This window comes from Streptomyces sp. T12, assembly GCF_028736035.1.
In the GTDB taxonomy this organism is placed as follows: Bacteria; Actinomycetota; Actinomycetes; order Streptomycetales; family Streptomycetaceae; genus Streptomyces.
Genome location: NZ_CP117866.1, coordinates 9920906 through 9941049, shown reverse-complemented (window position 1 = coordinate 9941049; position 20144 = coordinate 9920906). Strand labels below are relative to the sequence as shown.

The following is a 20144-nucleotide window of genomic DNA, read 5'->3' as shown; positions in this document are numbered from 1 at the left end:
CGGGTCGGTCCCCCCCATTCGTAGGGTGGGGACGCCCAGGGGTGCAGGGTGTGGCTATCAGAGGGCTGCCGCTTGTGGCTTTAGATGCTTCGCCGCCCGGCGCCCCCCGACGACTCGGCCGCCGATTAGGAAGTGCGAGACAGTCGCTGCGTAGAGCAATACCGGCGAGGTGGTCCGTGGCAAGAACATCACGAACACGCACGTCAGGAGCGCAATGAGTCGAATATGGGCGAGGATCGACAGCGGCAAAGGCCACCACCACAGCCTCGCCCTGGACGCCGAGGGCACCACGTTGCTGTCGCGGCGGCCAACGACGAGCCCGAGCTGCTCACGTTCATCGGCGATGTCTTGGCCCTGGCGGACGGAAGCCCGGTGACCTGGGCGATCGACATGACCGGCGGCGAACCGGCGTTGCTGCTCGCCCTCCTGCGCAACCACGGCTAGGAGGTCCTCTACCTGCCTGGCCGCCTGGTGAACCGGGCCGCCGACGGTTACCGCGGCGAGGGCAAGACCGACGCCCGGGACGCGTATGTCATCGCGGACCAGGCCCGAATGCGCCGTGATCTGCGGCCGATCCGCCCCGGCCCTCGCCTGACGACTACGGACGTGGCAGGGTGAACAGCCCCGGTTCTGGCTCGGTCAGGATGTTGCGCCCGGTCAGGCGCTTGAGCTTCAAACGGACGTTGTTGATGTTGTTCGGAGCCGGGTCCAGGTCCATCGCCTCGCACACGCCCCGTGCCCGTAGCGGACCGCCTGCCTGGGCGAACACCGCCATGATCTCCTGGTAGGCCGCCCCGTCCGGCAGCTCCGGGGCGGACGCCGACGGCGCGGGCGGGCCGGGGTCGGGCAGTTCCAGCAGCGTCTTGCGGGTGATCCGCACTTCCTCGGCGGCCCGGCCGAGTTCGTCCAGCACGGCGGTGAGCCGCGTGATCTGCTCACGGGTCTCTTCGGCCTGCTCGGCGATCTCCCGCTCGCGCTCCTCCAGACGTACCAGCACCGCCCCCAGGGTCGGGTCCCCGCTGGTCATGCGCCGCGCCAGGAGGTCGCGCTGCCGGTCAGCCGACGGGCCATCACGTCGCTTATCGCCCAGTAGACCCGGGACTCGGCCGAGGCGGGTCGGTGCTCGTAGTCGCGTACGAGTCGCCGGTGCAGCATCAAGATCCCGTTCGTCTGCTCCACCCGCCAGCGGATCGGCTGCGGGACGAACCCGGTCTCGGCCGGGTTGCGCTCGACGACTTCGACGTCGATGCCCACCCGCTGACCGTGGTCCACGACGGTCTTCTTGAACCCCTGGTCCACCAGAGCCTTCGTCACGGTGTGGCCGCTACCGGCTGCGACCTTGTCGAGCAGAGCGGTGCCGAAGGCGTTGTCGTGGACGGAGGCGGCCAACACCACCACGGCGATCACCAGACCCAGCACGTCCACGGCAAGCCCCCGCTTACGTCCCGGCACCTTCTTCGCCGCATCGCGTCCCGTCGTCTCGGCCGGCACCCCGGCCGCTGCGTGCAGGCTCTGGGTGTCGAGCACCACCAGGCTGGGGTCGGCTAATCGGCCCCTCTTCTCGCGGACCTGCCAGCGCAGCAGGTCGTGAATGACCTGGTCAGTGCCATCGTCACGCCACGTGTAGAAGTAGTACTTCACCGCCCCGGCAGGCGGCAGGTCGTGCGGAAGGTACTCCCACTGGCAGCCGGTCCGGGACTGGTAGAGCAGCGCGTTGACGATCTCCCGCATCGCGTAGCGGCCCTCATGTCCGCTGACGGAGGGGTGCTGGGCCTTCCATGCGGTGATCACCGGCTCGACCAGCGCCCAGCGTTCGTCGGATAAGTCGCTCTTGTAGGGCTTGCGGTCACTCACGCAGCCACCTCAGCACGGCGCCAGCCACACGTTCAGGCGACGACAGGACGGACATCACCTCTCATTCCGCCCTCTGAGAAGGATGGCCAACCACCGTTGAGTGCCCGCCGCTCACCAGCGGACTGCCCGCCGTCTTTGGCCATCTTCGCGCGGCGGCCGTATCGCTGGAGGTCACACGCGCTTGTGACCGTCAGTGACCTGTGCAAGTGAACGTTGATCGATTGCCGCTGAAGGATGATCGATGGCTGTCTGTGTCAGTGAAGGATGACGACTTGCAGATTCGTGTCAGCCAAGGACAACCGTTGGTGGCTCTGTCGTTTCGCACTGACAGGTCTCGTTAGGATCTCCTGATCATGGACGTGATGATGGGGAACGAGATGATCGCCATCCCACCGGGGCAGGTGACGCTGTCGGACCGGCGGACACAGCGCAGTTGGTCGGTCGAACTTGCGCCCTACCAGCTCGCGGCATCCCCGGTCACCCAGGCGTTGTACACACAGATCACAGGCCAGCGGCCGAGTACCACCCCTGGGGACCAGTTGCCCGTCGAGTGCGTCTCCTGGTGGGACGCGGCGCGGTTCTGCAACGCCCTGTCCCAGTGCGCCGGCCTCACGCCCGCGTACCACTTCCGTGCCGAGGCCGAAGACATCGAGTGGGACGCGTCCGCCGACGGGTATCGACTGCCGACCGAAGCCGAGTGGGAGCACGCCTGCCGTGCCGGGACGACCGGGCCGCGCTACGGGGAGCTCGACGAGATCGGCTGGTACCGCGGTAACTCGCACGAGCGCATCCACGAGGTGGGCGGCAAACGCCCCAACTCGTGGGGGCTCTACGACATGCTCGGCAACGTCTGGGACTGGTGCTGGGACGTCTACGACGCCGAGGTCTATGGCGCGTACCGGGTGCTCCGTGGCGGTGGTTGGTTCGATGAGCACTGGAGTTGCCGGGCCTCCGCGCGGCGCCGCAGCCACCCGACTTTCCAGGTCGACGACGTGGGATTCCGCGTCGCGCGTTCCGTCGTGCGCTGATCTACGTCGCGTGCGAAGGCCGGCGCGGCCGCCGGGAGGGGTCAGATTGGGGGTTCCCGTGGCCCCTGGGCTGTGTCCCTGCAGGCATGGCTTGGGTGGCCCCGATCTTGCGTGTGAGCCTTGGGCGCTTGTCTGTGCCGAGTTTGCGGCCCGGACCGCGCGGGGTCGACCTGGCGATAGCGTGATCCTCATGACGGCTGAAGACGAGGCCCTGGTCGGCGGGATGGTGAACGCGGGGGCGGTCTTCCGCCGGGGGGAGTTGGTGGAGCGACCGGCACCGCGCAACGCGCGCGCCCTGCATGCCTATCTCCTTGCGCTGAACGAGCACGGCTTCGACGCGGCGCCGGCCCCTGCCGGTCTCACCGCGGATGGCCGTGAGCAGCTGACTTTCATCCCTGGCGACGTGGCTCTGCCGCCGTTCCCGGACTGGGCGATGACGAGCTCTGCCCTCGAATCGGTGGGGAGCCTGCTGCGGCGTCTGCATGAGACCAGCGCGGCCGTCGCGGTCGACACCCGTGCCGGGTGGCCCCCGGACCTTGCCGACCCGGAGGGGGGAACGATGTTGTGCCACAACGATGTGTGCCCGGAAAATGTCGTCTTCCGCGACGGTCGTGCCGCGGCCCTGATCGATTTCGACTTGGCGGCCCCGGGCCGTGCCCTCTGGGACATCGCCATGACCGCCCGCTATTGGGTGCCCATGCTCGATCCCGGGACCGCGGCCGCTCTCCATCCCCCCGGGCTGGATGCGGCCGCACGGCTGCGGATCCTTGCCGACAGCTACGGCCTCTCAGCGCGGGACCGCGCCGAGTTGCCCGGCGTCATCGAGCAGGCCACGGAGGTCTGCCGGGCCTTCGTCGCCCGCCGTGTGGCCGACGGTGACCCCGTCTATCTCCAGGCGTTGGCCGAGCGTGGTGGATGGGAACGCTGGGACCGCATGCAGACCTGGCTGGTGGACCACCGCAAGACGTTCACGGCTGCCCTGCTGAACTGACCGGCCCGGACGTTCGAGGACAAACTCACCGGGCGTTCTTGGTGCCGCGTTCGTCCTCGGTGGCCTGGAACCGGTACGAGTCGGTTCCGGTCTGGATCAGCGTGCGGCAACGCTGGGAGCACGTCCGGCGCTGTGACCTGCTGCGTCCTTCGGACAGGACCCGAACAGACTGCGCAGGGCGGTGTTTCCGGGAACGCGTCTTGGACTGGGGCGAGGGCATCAGCCCTCGCCCCAGTCGTGCTGGGTGAAGCTGCGGGTCCGCGCCCTTGAGGAGCCGGTCGAACTCGGACGGGTACGCGGGGGCATCGCCCGTGAGGTAGTTCGCCCGCATGCACGGCAGGTTTTCCCCTTCAATGACTGTCATGGCGACGGACGGGCCGTGGTACATCAGCGAGTCTCGTGGTTGTGACCGCGTTTCCGTGACGACTACGCCATAAGGACGGCCCGCGTCCACGCCGGGCCGCCGCCGACCACCGTCTGAACAGCATGGAACGCTGTCGTCGAAGGCTGTCGGGCCCGGCGACAGGCTGAGCCTTCACGGATGGCGGCCAGAACAGCGTGAGCGATGAGTTTGGGCGGCGGATCGGGTCTGCCCTGGCATGACTCGAATTATCGCTGACATCTCGGTCTCTCTCGACGGCTTCGTCACCGGACCCGACCCCAGCCCGGACAACGGTCTGGGCACCGGCGGTGAGGCCCTGCACACGTGGGCGTTTTCCGAGGACCCCGACGACCGCCGGGTCCTGCGCGAGGCGACCGCCCGCTCGGGCGCCGTCGTCCTCGGCCGCCGGCTCTTCGACGTGGTCGACGGGCCGAAAGGCTGGGACGACAACGTCGGCTACGGCGCCGGCGAGGTCGGCAAGCCCGCGTTCGTCGTCGTGACGAGCTCGCCGCCAGAGTCGGTGCGGACGACCAACCTCGACTGGACGTTCGTCACCACCGGTCTGCTCGACGCCGTCACCGCCGCGCGCGAGCGAGCCGAGGTGGCGTCGTCGGACAGCGGCAAGGACCTCGACGTCATCCTCATGGGCGGCGGCGCCACGGTCGGCTCGGCGCTCGACGCCGGGCTGGTCGACGCGCTGACGCTGCACCTCGCGCCCATCGTGCTGGGCGCCGGGACACCACTGTTCACCGGCGGAGCACCACGCACGCTGGTGCAACGGAGCGTGACCCCGACATCGACCGCGACGCACCTGACCTACGACGTCCTGGGGTGATCCGATGACCACCGTCAACGCCAATGAGATCGCCTTGGGCATCGAGTCGTTCGGTGACGACGACGCACCACTCGTCCTGCTCGCGGGCGGGACGACGATGCTCTCCTGGCCCGACGCGCTGTGCGAGCGCCTCGCCGCCGGCGGACGCCGCGTGGTGCGCTACGACCTGCGCGACAGCGGGGAGTCGACGACCACGGATCCGGAAGCGCCCGCCTACACCCTGCGCGACCTCGCCGCCGACGCGGCGGCCCTTGCCGACGCGCTCGGCGGCGGGCCCGCGCACCTCGCGGGGATCGGCGTCGGTGGAATGGTCGCCCAGGTGGCCGTGCTCGACCATCCGGGCGCGTTCTCGGCGCTCACCCTGGTGGGCACCCGCGCGGTTGCCCCTGGCCCGCCCGACGATGACCTCCCCGACCATGACCAGGCGACGATGAGCCGGCTCTTCGCGCGTCCGATGCCCGACTGGACCGACCGCGAGGCGGTTGCGGAGTTCGCCGCCGCCGGCGCGGAGATCCGCGGCGACGACCCCGTCGCCGCGCGCGCAATCGCTGCGCGCATCTGGGACCGCACGCCCGACACCGCACCCCCGGTCCAGATGGCCAACCAGATGGGCATGGTGTTCTCCAGGCTCGACTGCAAACCCCGCTGGCGCGAGCGCCTGCCCGAGATCGAGGTCCCCACGCTCGTCGTCCACGGCCGCCGCGACCGGTTCTTCCCCGTCGGCAACGGCGAGGCGATCGCGCGCGAGATCCCCGGGGCACGGCTGCTCGTCCTCAAGACGGCCGCCACCGCGATCCCCGATGCGGCGGTCGGCGAGGTCACCGAGGCGATGCTCACGCTCGGATAGAGGACCGCGCGTGCCGCGCGGGTACGGCATCCGCGCAGCAGCGGGCGTCGGAGGCTCGATCCGGCCGCGCACCCGCGGAACTCTCGAAGGCGGTTCCGATAGCCGCGGTGCCCACGCCTCGGCCTGACGCCACGCCGACCTGGATGAGGCTGGCAGGGCCGGATGTGTGGGCGACATGCCAGGAGTTGATCCCGGCCGGGTACGGCATGGCAATGCTGCTGTTCAGTGCGGGGCGTGGGGTTGCGACGGTTGTGGTTGGTTGCGGCGCGGTAGGCCGGATGGAAGGCCGTCGACGGGCGGGAGGGTGTTGCGGGTGCGGTGATGGAAGGTGAGAAGACTGACCAGAGCGGCTGCGGCGAACCACAGGATCTGGACGCCGAGGTAGGCGGGGGCGGCGATGGTGGAGAAGCCGGCGGCCGTGGCGGTCTGCATGGCGCCGTAGGAGGGCAGCAGGCGGATGAAGGGGCTGTCGGCTCCTGAGCTGGCCATGGGGTTCTGCAGGGCCACGTCGACGACACTGGTCATGATCATCAGGAACATGCCCTCTACTTCGCGGCGCAGCAGGGAGCCGTAGACGACTCCGAGGGCACCGTAGGTGAGGGCGGCTCCGAAGAGGGCAGTGGCGAGTTGGACGGGCTGTTCAGGGGACCACGCGGCGCAGATGACGGCGGTGGCGTAGGTGGCGACGGCTGCGGAGACGAGGGCCAGGGAGGTCGTCTTGGCGAGGACCAGGTGAGTGCGCGGGTAGCCCGCAAGGGCCAGGCGCCGGTCGAAGCGGCCGCTGTTGAAGGTGGCTGCGAACATCATGAAGCCGGTGATGAGCGTGACAGCGTTGAGGGCACCGGTGATCTGGGTGAGCAGGTTGCCTGCCGGGGCCAGCCGCTCGCCCGTGGCATTCAGCCGGAACGGGACGGGTTTGTCAGGAATGACGAGGTAGGCAAGGCTGACCCAGACGGGGACGTACAGGGCGACCAGGAGCATGGCGAAGGTGTTGCGGGCGTGCTCGATCAGGTCGTAGCGGGTGGCGGTGGTGTAAAGAGCGAGGTGCCGTTTCACGCCGCCACCGCCGTGCCGCGGGTGAGGATGCCGCCGTCCAGGCGCCAGAGTTCATCGAGGCGTTCGATGTCGTAGGCCAGGTGGGACACGACCAGCACGGAGCGGCCGGCATTGCGCAGGCGGCTCGCGAGGCCCCAGAACTGCTGGTACGTGCTCCAGTCGAAGCCCTGGTAGGGCTCGTCCAGCAGCAGGACCTGCGGGTCATGCATGAGGGCGAGGGTCAGGTTGAGTTTCTGCCGGGTGCCGCCGCTGAGGTCGCCGGAGCGTTCGTCGGCGTACTCGGCGAACCGCAACTCTTCCATGATCGCCTCGGCATGGTGCAGGTCGGGCAGGCCGAACGCGGCCTGGAAGAACTTCAGGTGCTGGTGGACGGTCAGGGCGTCATTGAGGACCACATCCTGCGGGCAGTAGCCGAAGCGGCCCTGATGGCGGACCGTTCCGCAGTCCGGGCGCAGTTCGCCGGAGAGGATTTTCAGCAGGGTGGACTTGCCTGCCCCGTTCTCACCGACGATTCCGACGAGGGCACCGGGCTTGAGGTCCAGGTGGATTCCTCGCAGCACTTTCCGTTGACCGTATGCATGGTGCACATCTCTGACCTCCATCGGACTCGGTCACTGGGTCCGGTCGACGACCGTCGTGGTCAGTTCTTCCAGCCTGTCCCTGGCAGCCGAGGGCGGAAGTTGGGCCAGTGCGCCCCGCGCGTTCGCGGCATGCGTCCGGGCCATTTCGGTGGCCTGGTCGAGAGCACCGCTGCGGATGAGGACCTCGGACAGCCGCCGGTGAGCGGTGGCGGCATCGGTCTGTTCGACGAACAGGTCGTGGAGCGTGTCCCGGTCGGCGCCGTCGGCGGCGTCCCGCGCGAGGAGGACCGGCACGGTGGGCTGCTGGTTGGCCACATCGCTGAGCGCGCCGGGGTTCTCGGTGCCGTGCGCTCCGGTTGCGTAGGGAAGGAGATCGTCGCGGATCTGGAAGGCCACGCCGAGTTCCTCGCCGTAGGTGCGCAGTGCCGCCTCGCGGTCGGCCGGGGCGTCGGCGAGGATCGCGCCGGACTGGCATGCGGCACTGGTCAGCGCTCCGGTCTTACCCCGGATGATTTCCAGCACGGTCGCCAGTGCACAGGTGAGATCCCCGCGGACAAGAGACTCCTGGGCGATGGCAGCAGCCGTGCGCTTGAGCGCGTCCGCCGCGACGCGCCCCGCCCGCAGGACGCGATCGGCGGGCAGTCCTGCTTCGGTGCCGGCGAGCATCGCCACGTACGCGGTGGAAGCCAGCCCGTCACCGGCCATCAGCGCCATGCTGATCCCGAAGTGCTCGGCAGCCGAGGCCCGGCCGCGGCGGACGGGGGCCTGGTCGACGACGTCGTCATGCATCAAGGTCGCCACATGCAGGCATTCCAGACCGGCGGCGAACGACAAGACCTCCTTTGCCGTGCCGCCTGATGCGGCCGCAGACCACACGCACAGCCTGGGGCGCAGCAGTTTGCCCGACGGGAACAGCGCGTCCAGGCACGCGACGCTCATCAGGTCTTCCCCGGCGCCCACCCAACGCCGGATCTCCTGTTCCACCAGCTGGTTGACGGTCCGGTCATCCAACTCGCTGCCTGTCGTACCGGCGGTGTCCGACACCTTGGTCGTCATGGGTTCCTCCCCCAGTTCTCACTCAACGTAGTCAGGCTCCCGCCTCAGCCCGCCAGGGCGGCACGCCACAGGCCCAAGCCCGCCTGAACCATCGGTCCTGTCGGCGGAACGGCGACGCACCGCAGGATGGCGGGACCCGCCGCGGGGACGGCGGCGCACAGCGCGCGGGTCATGGTGTCGAACGCAGGCGCGTACCGGTGCAGCCATGGGTGCTGCCGTGCGCTGTCCGACAAGGCCGGCAAGCGACTGGTGATGCGTGCCACTTCGAACGCGATCAGTTCCCTGGTGGCCTCCGTCCATCGCCCGGCCTCCAGATCCTCCCTGCGCACGCCGAACCGGTCGAGGTCCTCAAGCGGCAGATACAGCTGCCCCTCACGCAGGTCCTCCGACAGATCGGCCAGACAATCCACCATCTGGAACACGTCACCGTAGCCGCGCACGATGCGCTCGCCGACCTGGCCGGCCCTGCCGAGCTCATCCCACGTCGACATGATCAAAACAGCGGAGGCGCCGCTGCTGCCGGTCGCCCAGGTCTGCCAGTCCTCGTAGGTGGCGAACTCGGTCGCCTCCCAGCTGCGGCGGAGCGCAGCGAAGCACTCCTCCATCAGGTCCAGGGGTGGGCTGTCGAAAACAGTGCTGCACGCGTGAGCCGCCGCGTGCAGGACCGGATCGGAACTGCCCCCGGATTCCAGAGCGGCGTACCAGGCGTCAATCCACTCGTCCAGACGCCGAAGGCGCCCCTCGGGTGGCCCTGTGTCCACCCGGTCATCGGCTTCGAGGATCACCATGGTCACGGCGGCTGCGTGGGCGCGCCTCTCGGGTGGCGCCGCGAGAGTCCCTACCCAGCCCACACCGCCACGCTCCCGCAAAGCGGCGCGGGCGCAGACGGTGTAACACTCCCGCAGCAACGGATCTGTGATTCCCGCTGCGTCCAGCCAGCGTCGTACCAGCACGGAACCCCCCACTCGACTCCACGGCCAAGCGGGACTCTCACAGGTCCGGCCGGGCCGATTTGGGCGAGGCGAGGCGGCTTGACTCAATGAGGTGAACTGATTCACCCCTCAGGGCGTCCGACCGCTGCAACATTGACCAGGAGCCCGCTGGTGTCCTGAGTCGACAGTTCTCTGGCTACGCAGGAGTTCTTCGATCTCGGCCCTCTGGTTCGAGATGGGCTTCTTGAGCTTGCTGAGGACTTCGCGGAGCCCCTTCGCGGTCTCAGGGACCGCTGCGTCTCTTCGCGGACGCTTTCGTACAACGAGCAGCGCCCCTGCCATCGGGCAGGACGTTGCGCGAGATGGTCTGTTTCAGGATGCCTTTTGGCCGGCGGGCTTCTCGATCTCGGTGGTCACCCGTGCCCCTCGGAAGAGCACCGGGAGCCACAGGAGACATGCCAGCAGGGGGACCGCGGCGTAGGTGGCCATGCCCACACTGGAGCCCAACCCGTCCATGAGCGCGCCGAGGACGAGATAGCCGATGCCGATGAGCGCCGACTCCACGAATGCGATCATCGAAAGCAGGCTCGCCCGGTGGCGCGACGGCACTGCCTCGTTGAACACGTTGTCCACGATCACGGCGGTGATCTCGGGAATCCCGGCCAGGACCAGGAACGCGGCGATGGTGACCCAGACAAGGCCGAGGCCGCTCAGGCCGAGCGCCACGGCGAGCGTCAGGAGAGACACCGGGACGATGACCCGATACCCGATGCGCCGGTCCGCGCGGTCCGACAGCAAGGGAGTGAGCCCGCCGACGAAGAATCCCGCCGCTATGACCACGCTGACCAATGCGGTGCCCGCTCCCTGATCGGAGAGGGTCTTCTGCGTAAAAATGATGTACGGCGTCAAAGTCGCATGCATCAATCCGGACACCACGACAAGCGTCACGAGCGCCGGCGTGGCGACCCGAAGCATCGCCCGCCATGCTGTGGCGTCGCCGTGCTCCTCGGCTCCGTCCTGCTCGTCCACCGCGTCCGCGCCGCGGATCTCGGGCACCCCTGACATCAGCACCACCATGGCCAGGACGAGGCACGCCGCCGAACCGACGTAGACGACTCCCCAGGAAATCTGCTGCAGTTGGCCGCCGAGGACGATGGCGGCTCCCGAGGCGACCGTCCCGAGCATGGTGAACCGGGACTTGATCTTGACGTAGCCGGCCGTTGCACCACGACGCACGAGCAGGTCGTACAGCAGGGCGGTGTCCGAACCGGACACACATGCCATGCCCACGCCCTGCCCGATGAACAGCGCCAGGAACACCCAGTAGTTGGAGAACGCCACCTGGCCGAGCAGACATCCAGCTATCAGCATCTGGCCGATCACGATGCTGGCACGCCTGCCGATTCGGTCGGCGATGACTCCCGTCGGCAACTCCGCAAGTCCACTGACCAGGTAGAGCAGTGTCTGCAGCAGGGCCACTTGCCCGACGGAGAAGCCGCGCTGATAAAGGAAGAGGACGAATACGCCGCGCTGGAACAGCGTGTTGGCGAGCACGGCGTATACGTAGAACGGGCGCGTGACACTTCGTGCCGCACCGTCGACTGCAGCCGACCCGCCAAGGGCCTCCGTGGTGCCGGTCATGCTGCGGTCTCCCCCTGGTGACTCCGGTGATCATTAGTGTTGGGACTCCGCCGCCGACCGGAACCTCCAGTCCATACCTCGCGCAGGATATTGGGCAGCGCCGCGGCCATCCTCGGTGGAGGTGTCAAATGTTGGGAGCAGTAGCGTGCATCTCCTGAAAACGGTTGCGTACATCTTGGAGCCAGCGTGGTCGTGAAGTCAGGGAAATCCCAGACCTAGCCACGGAGAAATGATCTTCGCTAAGCTATGTGAACCGCTCGATTCGGGACGGGTGGGGGCAGGTTGGCCCCGATCGTCGAGAGACGTGAAGCCCCTGGTAGGACGGTTCTCACCACAAGATCGTCCGCGGAACCAGAGGCTTCAGGTTGGTCACCTGTGCTGCCACGCTCGATGTCCCGCGCCACATCGTGGTGCACCTCTCCCGGCTGCTTGCCGCGCATCGCCGTCGTCTGGGCACCCCGCGGGCTCGCGCGCACTGGGCACGTTCCGGCAGGCGGTCCTCGTGCTGCGCTGGTTCCGTGAGCGGGGCTGCGTGCACTGCCTGGCCAGGACGCCGGCATCTCCCAGGCCACCAGCTGTCGCTACCTGCACGAGGGCATCGACATCCTCGCCGCCCAAGCACCCGATCTGCACGAGGTGTTGGACCGCTGCCACGAGGAGGAGATGAGTCACGTGATCCTCGACGGCATGCTCATCGAGAGCGACCGCCTGGCCGGCACTCGGGACAACGGCAACGACCTGTGGTTCAGCCAGAAACACAAGAGCTTCGGCGGCAACGTCCAGTTCCTGTCCGCCCCGGACGGCACCCCGCTGTGGCTCTCCGATGTCGAGCCGGGCTCCACCCCGGACATCGGCGCCGGCATCGGCATCCGCGTCCCGGTCCGCCGCCCGAAGGGGAAGTCGGAACAGGCCCTCGACACCGACACCCGCACCACGAACTGCCTGGTCAGAGACCTCCGCGCCCTCGGTGAGACCTCATCACCGACAGGAACGGACTGCCGTTGCCCCTTGGCATCTCCGGTGCGAACATGCACGACAGCCAGGGCCTGGAGCCGCTCATGCGCGGCATCCCACCCATCCGGTCCCGCCGCGGCCTCCGGCGCCGGCGGCCAGCAAATCTGCATGCCGGCAAGGGATACGACTACGACCACTGCGCCGATGGCTCCGCCGTCGGGGAATCCGCCACCGCATCGCCCGCAAGGGCGTCGAGTCCTCACAACGGCTCGGCCGCCACCGATGGGTAGTCGAGAGAACCGTGTCCTGGCTTGCAGGCTGCCGACGTCTCCACCAGCGCCACGAACGCAAGGCCGAACACTTCCTTACCTTCGTCGGCATCGCTGCATCCCTCATTGGCTACCGCCGATTGGCTACCCTGCTCAAGGCCTGAGCCGGTCCTGCTGCACGTCGAAACAGACCAGCCCCATGGACTCCGCCACGGCTGCCGCGTAGGCCGACGCCGCCTCGGCCATGCTCCACCGCATCGGGAAGTAGATCAGCGGACCACTGGCCTCGCTGATCAACGGGCCGGTCGACCAGGGCGAGGTGTCCTCCTCGCCCTCGGTGATGTTGCACCACCGCTCAAGGAGCGCGGCGACGTAGGCCGCTATGCGTTCGGATGGAGGGGTACGCCCTGTGGTGCTGGGGGCCCAGAGGCTCCAGACGGAACTGCGGAGTGATCAGGTCCGCGGGGCGCATGGGCGGCTGATCACCTCACCGCGTGCTGAGGCCGTCGATGGTCGCACGCGGTGCAGTTGTGGCGGCGAGGGCACCACACGGCAGCCGGGAGCACGATGTTCAGCACCGGCGACCTGCCGCAGCACCATTACTCGGGCACCTCTTCCAGCGCGGCCGCGATGCCCGCCCGGTCGGCGGCGTCGACAAGCGCCTGGCCGATCACGGAGACCGGCTCACGCGCCGGCAGCACCAGTGCGATCCGCTCCGTGCGGACGGGCCGGACCAGGTGGACGGCCCGCATGCCCGTGGGTACGCCGAAGACATGCAGCCAGGCGTGCGGCACGATACTCGCCCACTGGCCGGACCTGACCTGCGCGAACAGGGAGGCGATGGAGTCGGTCTCGACGCGCGGGGCCACGGAGACACCTACGGATTCGAACACCGCGTCGAGAACCTGGCGCCCCTGCATCATCGGGTGCAGCAGACAGAGCGGGTGCTGGGCGGCCTCCTCCCAGGTGACCTCGACGGGGCCGGTGTCGGTGGCGGGCCATTGGGTCAGGAACACGTAGCGCTCCTGGTACAGCGGGACGACCTTCAAGCCATGCTCCACGGCGGAGCTGTGGTAGGTCACGGCGGCGTCCAGCTCGTACGACCGAAGCCTGTTCACGATGTCCTCGGCCCGCAGATCGGCGAACACCTGGACGGTCGCCAATGGGTTGGAGGCGCAGAACCGCTGGGTCAGCAGGGCGACCGCCGTGGACGCGGTCGGGACGGTCCCGATGCGCAACCGGCCGCTCAGCCCCGACCGCAGTGCCTGGATCTCGCCCTGCAACGCGTCCCGGTCGGCGAGGATACGCTGCGCCCACAGAACGACCCGCTCGCCCTCCGGTGTGAGCCCGTCGAACCTGCGCCCCCGCTGGACCAGAGGGATGCCGAGTTCCTCCTCCAGTTTGCGGATCCCTTCGGACAGAGCCGGCTGGGAGACGTAGCAGGCCTGCGCGGCCTGCGCGAAGTGGCGAGCGCGGGCGAGGGCGACGAGGTATTCGAGTTGGCGCAGCAGCACCCCTCAATGATCCACCCACGCCTCGATGATCCACCACTGACGGTCGGGCTTCGTTTCCCGAGGTCACGCCTCGCTGACGCCCACTGACTCGCTGACGCCCACTGATCGGCGGTACCTATCACGCGATAACACCTGCCACTTTGACACGCTTCGCTCCCTTGCCGAAGAGTCAGTGCGAACGGTCGGCGAGACCTGTTCCGCTCGCGTGCGCTTCGATCACACGCCGGCTGTCCCGTTCCCGGGAGCGACGGACAGCGCCGAGCGAGCTCGCCGCCCAGGACGGAAAGGGCATGAGGCTCGATGCGGGACTTCGACGAACCGGATGAGGACGAGCTGTCCGTGACGGCTCCCAAGACATGGGCCACGGGCGCTCCCGCGGTGGTGCACGCCCTCAAGTACGCGCTGGGCCAGACGTCACCGAAGCGCACCGCGCTGACCCTGCTCAACATCAACCAGGCGAAGGGCTTCGACTGCCCGGGCTGTGCCTGGCCCGAGCCCGCGCCGGGCGAGCGACACCGCAACGAGTACTGCGAGAACGGCGCGAAGCACATCAGCGACGAGGCCACCTCGCGGCGGGTCACCGCGGACTTCTTCCGGCGGTACTCGGTGGACGAGCTGAGCAGGAAGTCGGACTACTGGCTGAACCAGCAGGGCCGACTGACCGAGCCGATGGTGCTGCGCGAGGGCGCGACCCACTACGAGCCGATCGGCTGGGACGAGGCACTGGACCTGCTGACCGACGAGCTGCATGCCCTGCAGCACCCGGGCGAGGCCCTGTTCTACACCTCCGGGCGGCTGGCGAATGAGCCGGCCTTCCTGCTCCAACTGTTCGCGCGGGCCTTCGGCACCAACAACCTGCCGGACTGCTCCAACATGTGCCACGAGTCCAGCGGCTCGGCGCTGAACGAGACGCTGGGCATCGGCAAGGGCAGCGTCAGCCTGGACGACATCTACGACGCCGACCTCGTCTTCGTCGTCGGACAGAACCCGGGGACCAACCATCCGCGCATGCTGAGCGCGCTGGAGGAGACCAAGCGCCGCGGCGGTCATGTCGTCGCCGTCAATCCGCTGCCCGAGGCGGGGCTGCTGCGCTTCAAGCACCCGCAGAAGGCGCGCGGCGTGATCGGCCGCGGCACACAGATCACCGACGAGTTCCTGCAGATCCGCCCCGGCGGCGACCTCGCCCTTTTCCAGGCGCTCAACCTGCTCCTGGTCGAGGCGGAGGACAAGGAGCCGGGCACCGTCCTCGACCGGGAGTTCATCGAGGAACACACCACCGGATACGACGCTTTCGCCGAGCACATACGCCGGACCGTCTGGGACGACGTCCTGGAGGCCACCGGGCTGAGCCGTGACCAGATCGAGCGAGTGCACGAGCGGGTTCTGGGCAGCCGCGGCGTCATCGTCTGCTGGGCCATGGGTCTGACGCAGCACAAGCACGGCGTTCCCACCATCAGGGAAGTCGTCAACTTCCTTCTGCTGCGCGGGAACATCGGCCGTCCGGGCGCGGGGGTGTGCCCGGTCCGCGGGCACAGCAATGTGCAGGGCGACCGCACGATGGGCATCTGGGAGCGCATGCCCCAGCCGTTCCTGGACCGGCTGGGGCGTGAGTTCCGCTTCACCGCGCCGACGGCACACGGCCTTGACTCCGTCGACTCGATCCGGGCCATGCGCGACGGACGGGCCAAGGTGTTCGTGGGCGTCGCGGGCAACTTCGTCCGGGCCACCCCGGACAGTGACGTCACCGAGCGCGCCCTGCGCAACTGCTCGCTGACCGCGCACATTTCGACCAAGCTCAACCGCTCCCACGCGGTCTGCGGGCGTACGGCCCTCATCCTGCCCACGCTCGGCCGCAGCGACCGCGACGTCCAAGCGAGCGGGGAGCAGTTCATGACGGTCGAGGACTCCATGAGCGAAGTCCATGCCACCCGGGGCCGCCTCGCCCCTGCCTCCCCGCACCTGCTGAGCGAGGTGTCCATCATCAGCCGCCTCGCCCGCAGGGTGCTGGGATCCGAACCGGACATCCCCTGGGAGGACTTCGAGGCCGACTACGACCTCGTCCGGGACCGCATCTCCCGGGTCGTCGAGGGGTTCGAGGACTTCAACGAGCGCGTACGGCGCCCCGGCGGCTTCCGCCTGCCCAACCCGGTCAACAGCCGAGTGTTCCGCACGCCCGCCAAAAGGGCCGTCTTCACCGTCAACGACTTCACCATGCTCCAGGCGCCCAAGGGGCATCTGGTCCTGCAGACCCTGCGGTCGCACGACCAGTGGAACACGATTCCCTACGCGATGGACGACCGCTACCGCGGCATCAAGGGCGGCCGACGCGTCGTCCTGGTGAACAAGGCCGATCTCGCCGACCTGGGCCTCGCGGACGGCGCCGTCGTCGACCTCGTCAGTGTCTGGTCCGACGGTTCGGAGCGCCGCGCGGACGACTTCCGTGTCGTCGCCTATCCCACTCCCCCGGGTTCGGCCGCCGCCTACTACCCGGAGACCAATGTCCTGGTACCGCTCGACAGCGTCGCGGACATCAGCAACACCCCGACGTCCAAGGCCGTGATCGTCCGTCTGGAACGCCCTGAGGAGCGGGGACCGGCGTGAGCCGTCACGGGAGGGGCTTCGGGGCGAACCCGGGGCCCGTGCGGCGGCCACGGGAGCGCCGGCATGAGGGGAGGTCGCTTCCCGCGCCTCGCCCGACCGCGGATTGGGCGGGAGCCCGGGTTTACGCCGTACTGCCCCTGGTCGGCGCCCCTGTGGGGGTCTACTCGGTCACCTTCAGTCTCAAGCTCGGCTGACCGGGCCCTTGCCCCTCCGCCCCTGACCCCGCCGTCCCAGGCGACCGTCCCTCCGGAACCCGCCCGCGCACCCGCGCAGCACAGGAGCCGAGAACATCGATCGGCTGGGCAGGCCGGGAGGGAGGCGATTCCGTTGGCCAAGATCCGCCGCATCAGAGTTGCGGGCATCGTCGAGCGACGGCATGCCCCCCCCCTCGCGGATCCCACCCCGGCCGGGCTCAGGTTCGGCCGGGGCGGGTGTCAGATGGTGCGCGACTTCCCGCGGAGGAGGGCCGTGCGGAGGGCGGAGTGCAGGCGGGGTGTGTTCGTCCACTCGTGGCCGCGCGACGGGGAGACCCGCCAGTACAGACCGGGGCGCGTGACGCGGTGGAGCGGAGGGATCGCCACGTGGCAGCCCCGGCCCAGAACACGCACCTGCGGGAGCTCCCAGTCGGCGGCGGAGCCAGGAGGGATCAGCCAGTACAGGCGTCCGCCGAAACCGTCCCCGATCACGGCTCCCGTCTCGTCCCCAAGGTTGCGGAGTGCGTCGATCCCCAGGTCGTGCGGTACGCGTACGGCGTCCCACCAGCCACCCGCGGCCACGATCCGCACCTCGACACTGCCCGGTTGCAGCCACCACGGGGTCCTGAAGACTGTCATCGCACTCACCGGCTCTCCCATCCGACACCCCGGACCGTAGGGCGAAGACAGACCGCCCACTTGCGTCCGCGCGCAAGGAAGTTGTCCCCGTGCGCAGCACGCGGGGACCGCTCTGACCCGAACACACTACGTTCAAGTAGCTTTACGGGTCGTATTGATGTGCGAGCGTCAGGAGGCTGCCGTGGGACACCCCCACCCCTTAGTGATCGACCCGACCGGCCGCGACATTCACGGCGAGGCCGCCCGGTTACGCGAGCGCGGACCGGTGACCCTCGTCGAACTGCCCGACGGTGTGCGGGCCTGGGCCGTGAGCAGTCCAGACCTCCTCAAGCGCCTGCTCACCGATCCACGCGTCTCCAAGGACCCGCGCCGGCACTGGCCCCGGTGGATCAACGGCGAGATCTCCCCGGAATGGCCGCTGTTCACCTGGGTGGCGGTGCAGAACATGTTCACCGCCTACGGAGGCGAGCACAAACGGCTGCGTGCCCTCGTCTCCAAGGCGTTCACCGCACGCCGCACCATGGCGCTCCGACCCCGTGTCGAGGAGATCGCCACCGCCCTGCTGGAGCGGGTCGAGGTGGCCGGACGGCACGGCCAAGTCGTCGATCTGCGCGAGGCGTTCTGCTATCCGCTGCCGATCCAGGTGATCAGCGAACTCTTCGGCCTGCCCGAGGAACAGGGCGCGGAGCTTCGAGCCGTCGTGGACGGCGTCTTCCACACCTCCGCCACCCCGGAGGAAGTCACCGACATCTACGTACGGTTCTACTCGGCGATGGGCGAACTCGTCGCGCTCAAGCGGCGGTCGCCGGGCGACGACCTGACCTCGGCGCTCATCGCGGCCCGCGACGACGGCGACACCGGGCTGAGCGAGCAGGAGTTGCTCGACACTCTGGTGCTCATGGTCAGCGCCGGTCACGAGACCACGGTCAACCTGATCGACAACGCCATTCACCTCCTGCTGACCCATCCGGACCAGCTCGCCCACGTCCGCTCCGGCCGCGTCTCCTGGGAGGACGTGGTCGAGGAGGCGCTCCGCGTGGAGGCGCCCGTCGCCAGCCTGCCGCTGCGGTATGCCGTCGAGGACCTCGTGATGAGCGAGTTCGGCGGCCCGGACGGGGTGGTGATCGGCAAGGGTGAGGCCATCCTCGCCGCCTACGCGGCCGCCGGACGTCACCCCGGGAAGTACGGCGAGGACGCCGACCGCTTCGACGTCGCCCGCGCCGACAAGGAGCACCTCGCCTTCGGCCACGGCGTGCACTTCTGCCTGGGCGCCCCGCTGGGGCGGCTGGAGGCCCGCATCGCGCTCCAGTCGCTCTTCGACCGCTTCCCCGGACTCCGACTCGCCGTTCCTCAGGACGAGTTGGAGCCGGTCGACTCGTTCATCTCCAACGGCCACCGCTCCCTCCCAGTACTCCTGTCCTGATCACTCGCCACGCCACCACGCCAGCAGCCGGGCGCCCCATCCTCGCCGCACGCGGCCTGCCTCGGGCACCGCGGACGGCCGGGGCGCCGGCGCGGTGCGCTGCACGGGCGCCTCGTCGCCGACGGTGGCGGGGGTGGAGGAGGTGACGGCGGCCGGCGGGAACGTCACCGGCAGCGCGGCCAGCGCGCGGTGGAAGGGGCCCGGCCGCCAGGCCAATTCCTCCACGGGTACGGCGAGTTCGACGTCCGGAAGGCGGTCGAGCAGCTTCTCCACCGCGACCGCCGCGATCAGCCGGGCCGGACCCTGCGCCGGGCAGTTGTGCGGGCCCGCGCTCCACGCCAGGTGGGCGCGGTTGCCCGCGCGCTGATCCGCCGTCAGGGACGGGTCGGTGTTCGCCGCGGCGAGACTGACCATGAGCGGATGCCCCGCCCGCAGCAGCACCCCTTCGTACACGACGTCATGGATCGGGTAGTGCACGGCGTAGTTGGCGATGGGCGGGTCGGTCCACAGCACCTCGTCGAGGGCGTCCTCCACCGGCATGCTGCCGCCCGAGAGACTGCCCGCGAACCGGTCGTCGGACAGCAGCAGCCGCAGGCCGTTGGCGATCAGGTTCTGCTGGGGCTCGGTACCCGCGCCCATGAGCAGGACGAGGGTGTGCACCATCTCCTCGTCCGTGAGCTCGGCGGGATGGGCCATGAGCCAGGACGTCACATCCGGCCCGGGCCGCCGGCGCTTCAGTGTGACGAGGTCCAGCAGCGTCGTCGCGAGCAGTTCGTTCGCCTTCTCGGCGTCCACTCCGTCGAAGATCCCGGACATCCCCTGCACCAGCCGTTCTCCGTAGTCGGCCGGGCAGCCGAACAGGCGGTTGAACACCAGCAGGGGAAGCACCTGGGCGTACTCGCCGAGCAGATCGGCCCGCCCGGCCGGGGCGATGCGGTCGATGAGCGTGTCCGCGCTCGCCTCGACGTAGGAGCGCAGGGTGGCGGGGGCCACCCTGGCCACGCTGTCCGTGATCGCGCCGCGCAGCCTGCGGTGTTCCGCGCCGTCGGCCCACAGCGCGTTCGGCCGGTACATCATCATCGGCACGACCGGGCTGTCCGGGGGTACGGTGCCGTCCGCGAGGTCCTTCCAGCGGCGGGCGTCCTTGGAGAACGTCTCGGTGCTGCGCAGCACGTGCAGGGCGGCGTCGTATCCGACGACGAGCGAGGCCCGCACGCCGGGCGCCAGTTCGACCGGTGCGATCGGGCCGACGTCGCGCAGCCGCCGATAGACGGCTGCCGGGTCGGTGGCGAACTCGGGCCCGTGCAGGGACTCGTGCGCGGGGTGCGCGGGGTGCGCGGGGCAGCC

Annotated in this window: 17 protein-coding genes and 2 pseudogenes; 8 read left to right on the top strand and 11 right to left on the bottom strand. The window is 69.0% G+C overall.

Translation table 11 applies throughout. The annotated features are described in order from the left end of the window. Window positions 1-214 precede the first annotated feature (214 nt). Window positions 215-585: pseudogene (locus PBV52_RS44545) on the top strand (IS110 family transposase); the annotation flags it as partial. Window positions 586-598: 13 nt separating this feature from the next. On the opposite strand, the gene PBV52_RS44540 reads toward PBV52_RS44545, so the two are convergent. Continuing rightward, window positions 599-1027 (bottom strand): hypothetical protein, encoded by a 429-nt coding sequence (locus PBV52_RS44540; protein ID WP_274247094.1) that lies wholly within the window; start codon window positions 1025-1027, stop codon window positions 599-601. Beyond that, entirely contained in the window at window positions 1024-1854 is an 831-nt protein-coding gene (locus PBV52_RS44535; RefSeq protein ID WP_274247092.1) for an IS5 family transposase, read from the bottom strand. The genes PBV52_RS44540 and PBV52_RS44535 overlap by 4 nt, the downstream gene beginning before the upstream one ends. Before the next feature lie 353 nt (window positions 1855-2207). Between PBV52_RS44535 and PBV52_RS44530 the strand changes: the two genes are divergently transcribed. The 4 genes from PBV52_RS44530 (at window position 2208) to PBV52_RS44515 (ending at window position 5937) form a co-directional block, all read left to right on the top strand. Continuing rightward, window positions 2208-2882 (top strand): SUMF1/EgtB/PvdO family nonheme iron enzyme, encoded by a 675-nt coding sequence (locus tag PBV52_RS44530; RefSeq protein WP_274247090.1) that lies wholly within the window; start codon window positions 2208-2210, stop codon window positions 2880-2882. A 190-nt stretch (window positions 2883-3072) separates the two neighbouring features. Beyond that, window positions 3073-3873 (top strand): aminoglycoside phosphotransferase family protein, encoded by an 801-nt coding sequence (locus tag PBV52_RS44525; RefSeq protein WP_274247089.1) that lies wholly within the window; start codon window positions 3073-3075, stop codon window positions 3871-3873. A 599-nt stretch (window positions 3874-4472) separates the two neighbouring features. Further along, window positions 4473-5090 (top strand): dihydrofolate reductase family protein, encoded by a 618-nt coding sequence (locus tag PBV52_RS44520; RefSeq protein WP_274247087.1) that lies wholly within the window; start codon window positions 4473-4475, stop codon window positions 5088-5090. Between the two features lie 4 nt (window positions 5091-5094). Next, a complete protein-coding gene (locus tag PBV52_RS44515; RefSeq protein WP_274247086.1) occupies window positions 5095-5937 on the top strand; it encodes an alpha/beta fold hydrolase in 843 nt (280 codons plus the stop codon). 222 nt (window positions 5938-6159) lie between these two features. Here the strand turns inward: PBV52_RS44515 and PBV52_RS44510 are convergent, their stop codons facing one another. The 5 genes from PBV52_RS44510 to PBV52_RS44490 form a co-directional block, all read right to left on the bottom strand. Further along, entirely contained in the window at window positions 6160-6993 is an 834-nt protein-coding gene (locus PBV52_RS44510; protein WP_274247084.1) for an ABC transporter permease, read from the bottom strand. Continuing rightward, window positions 6990-7595: an ABC transporter ATP-binding protein gene (locus PBV52_RS44505; RefSeq protein WP_274247082.1), complete on the bottom strand. Its 606-nt coding sequence runs from the start codon at window positions 7593-7595 to the stop codon at window positions 6990-6992. The genes PBV52_RS44510 and PBV52_RS44505 overlap by 4 nt, the downstream gene beginning before the upstream one ends. Window positions 7596-7604: 9 nt before the next feature. Beyond that, on the bottom strand, window positions 7605-8630 hold the full coding sequence (locus PBV52_RS44500; protein WP_274247080.1) for a polyprenyl synthetase family protein: 1026 nt from the start codon (window positions 8628-8630) through the stop codon (window positions 7605-7607). A 44-nt stretch (window positions 8631-8674) separates the two neighbouring features. Then, window positions 8675-9481, bottom strand: a complete 807-nt coding sequence (locus tag PBV52_RS44495; RefSeq protein ID WP_274249954.1) for a squalene/phytoene synthase family protein — start codon at window positions 9479-9481, stop codon at window positions 8675-8677. A gap of 453 nt (window positions 9482-9934) precedes the next feature. Continuing rightward, the gene (locus tag PBV52_RS44490) at window positions 9935-11203 is read right to left on the bottom strand and encodes an MFS transporter (RefSeq protein WP_274247078.1); all 1269 of its coding nucleotides are present in this window, start codon (window positions 11201-11203) and stop codon (window positions 9935-9937) included. 974 nt (window positions 11204-12177) lie between these two features. Here PBV52_RS44490 and PBV52_RS44480 point away from each other — a divergent pair. Beyond that, window positions 12178-12590, top strand: a pseudogene (locus PBV52_RS44480) (IS5 family transposase); the annotation flags it as partial. Here the strand turns inward: PBV52_RS44480 and PBV52_RS44475 are convergent. Both PBV52_RS44475 and PBV52_RS44470 read right to left on the bottom strand, forming a co-directional pair. Beyond that, window positions 12580-12723 (bottom strand): hypothetical protein, encoded by a 144-nt coding sequence (locus PBV52_RS44475; RefSeq protein WP_274247076.1) that lies wholly within the window; start codon window positions 12721-12723, stop codon window positions 12580-12582. The pseudogene PBV52_RS44480 and the gene PBV52_RS44475 sit on opposite strands and share 11 nt — an antisense overlap. A 302-nt stretch (window positions 12724-13025) precedes the next feature. Then, window positions 13026-13940, bottom strand: coding sequence for a LysR family transcriptional regulator (locus PBV52_RS44470; protein WP_274247074.1), 915 nt, complete (start codon window positions 13938-13940; stop codon window positions 13026-13028). 300 nt (window positions 13941-14240) lie between these two features. On the opposite strand from PBV52_RS44470, the gene PBV52_RS44465 reads away from it, so the two are divergent. After that, window positions 14241-16541 (top strand): FdhF/YdeP family oxidoreductase, encoded by a 2301-nt coding sequence (locus PBV52_RS44465; protein ID WP_274247072.1) that lies wholly within the window; start codon window positions 14241-14243, stop codon window positions 16539-16541. A 434-nt stretch (window positions 16542-16975) separates the two neighbouring features. Here the strand turns inward: PBV52_RS44465 and PBV52_RS44460 are convergent, their stop codons facing one another. Next, a complete protein-coding gene (locus PBV52_RS44460; RefSeq protein WP_274249953.1) occupies window positions 16976-17374 on the bottom strand; it encodes a hypothetical protein in 399 nt (132 codons plus the stop codon). Window positions 17375-17555: 181 nt separating this feature from the next. Between PBV52_RS44460 and PBV52_RS44455 the strand changes: the two genes are divergently transcribed. Next, window positions 17556-18797, top strand: coding sequence for a cytochrome P450 (locus tag PBV52_RS44455; protein WP_274247070.1), 1242 nt, complete (start codon window positions 17556-17558; stop codon window positions 18795-18797). Here PBV52_RS44455 and PBV52_RS44450 read toward each other — a convergent pair whose 3' ends face one another. Beyond that, window positions 18798-20105 carry a cytochrome P450 gene (locus PBV52_RS44450; RefSeq protein WP_373922046.1) on the bottom strand — a complete coding sequence of 436 codons (1308 nt, stop codon included), beginning with the start codon at window positions 20103-20105 and terminating at the stop codon, window positions 18798-18800. Window positions 20106-20144: the final 39 nt, after the last annotated feature.

Bases quoted from the DNA above. Each gene is read 5' to 3' on its own strand.
- PBV52_RS44540 (WP_274247094.1), bottom strand. From the start codon at position 1,027: ATGACCAGCGGGGACCCGACCCTGGGGGCGGTGCTGGTACGTCTGGAG.
- PBV52_RS44530 (WP_274247090.1), top strand. From the start codon at position 2,208: ATGGACGTGATGATGGGGAACGAGATGATCGCCATCCCACCGGGGCAG.
- PBV52_RS44525 (WP_274247089.1), top strand. From the start codon at position 3,073: ATGACGGCTGAAGACGAGGCCCTGGTCGGCGGGATGGTGAACGCGGGG.
- PBV52_RS44520 (WP_274247087.1), top strand. From the start codon at position 4,473: ATGACTCGAATTATCGCTGACATCTCGGTCTCTCTCGACGGCTTCGTC.
- PBV52_RS44515 (WP_274247086.1), top strand. From the start codon at position 5,095: ATGACCACCGTCAACGCCAATGAGATCGCCTTGGGCATCGAGTCGTTC.
- PBV52_RS44505 (WP_274247082.1), bottom strand. From the start codon at position 7,595: ATGGAGGTCAGAGATGTGCACCATGCATACGGTCAACGGAAAGTGCTG.
- PBV52_RS44500 (WP_274247080.1), bottom strand. From the start codon at position 8,630: ATGACGACCAAGGTGTCGGACACCGCCGGTACGACAGGCAGCGAGTTG.
- PBV52_RS44490 (WP_274247078.1), bottom strand. From the start codon at position 11,203: ATGACCGGCACCACGGAGGCCCTTGGCGGGTCGGCTGCAGTCGACGGT.
- PBV52_RS44465 (WP_274247072.1), top strand. From the start codon at position 14,241: ATGCGGGACTTCGACGAACCGGATGAGGACGAGCTGTCCGTGACGGCT.
- PBV52_RS44460 (WP_274249953.1), bottom strand. From the start codon at position 17,374: ATGACAGTCTTCAGGACCCCGTGGTGGCTGCAACCGGGCAGTGTCGAG.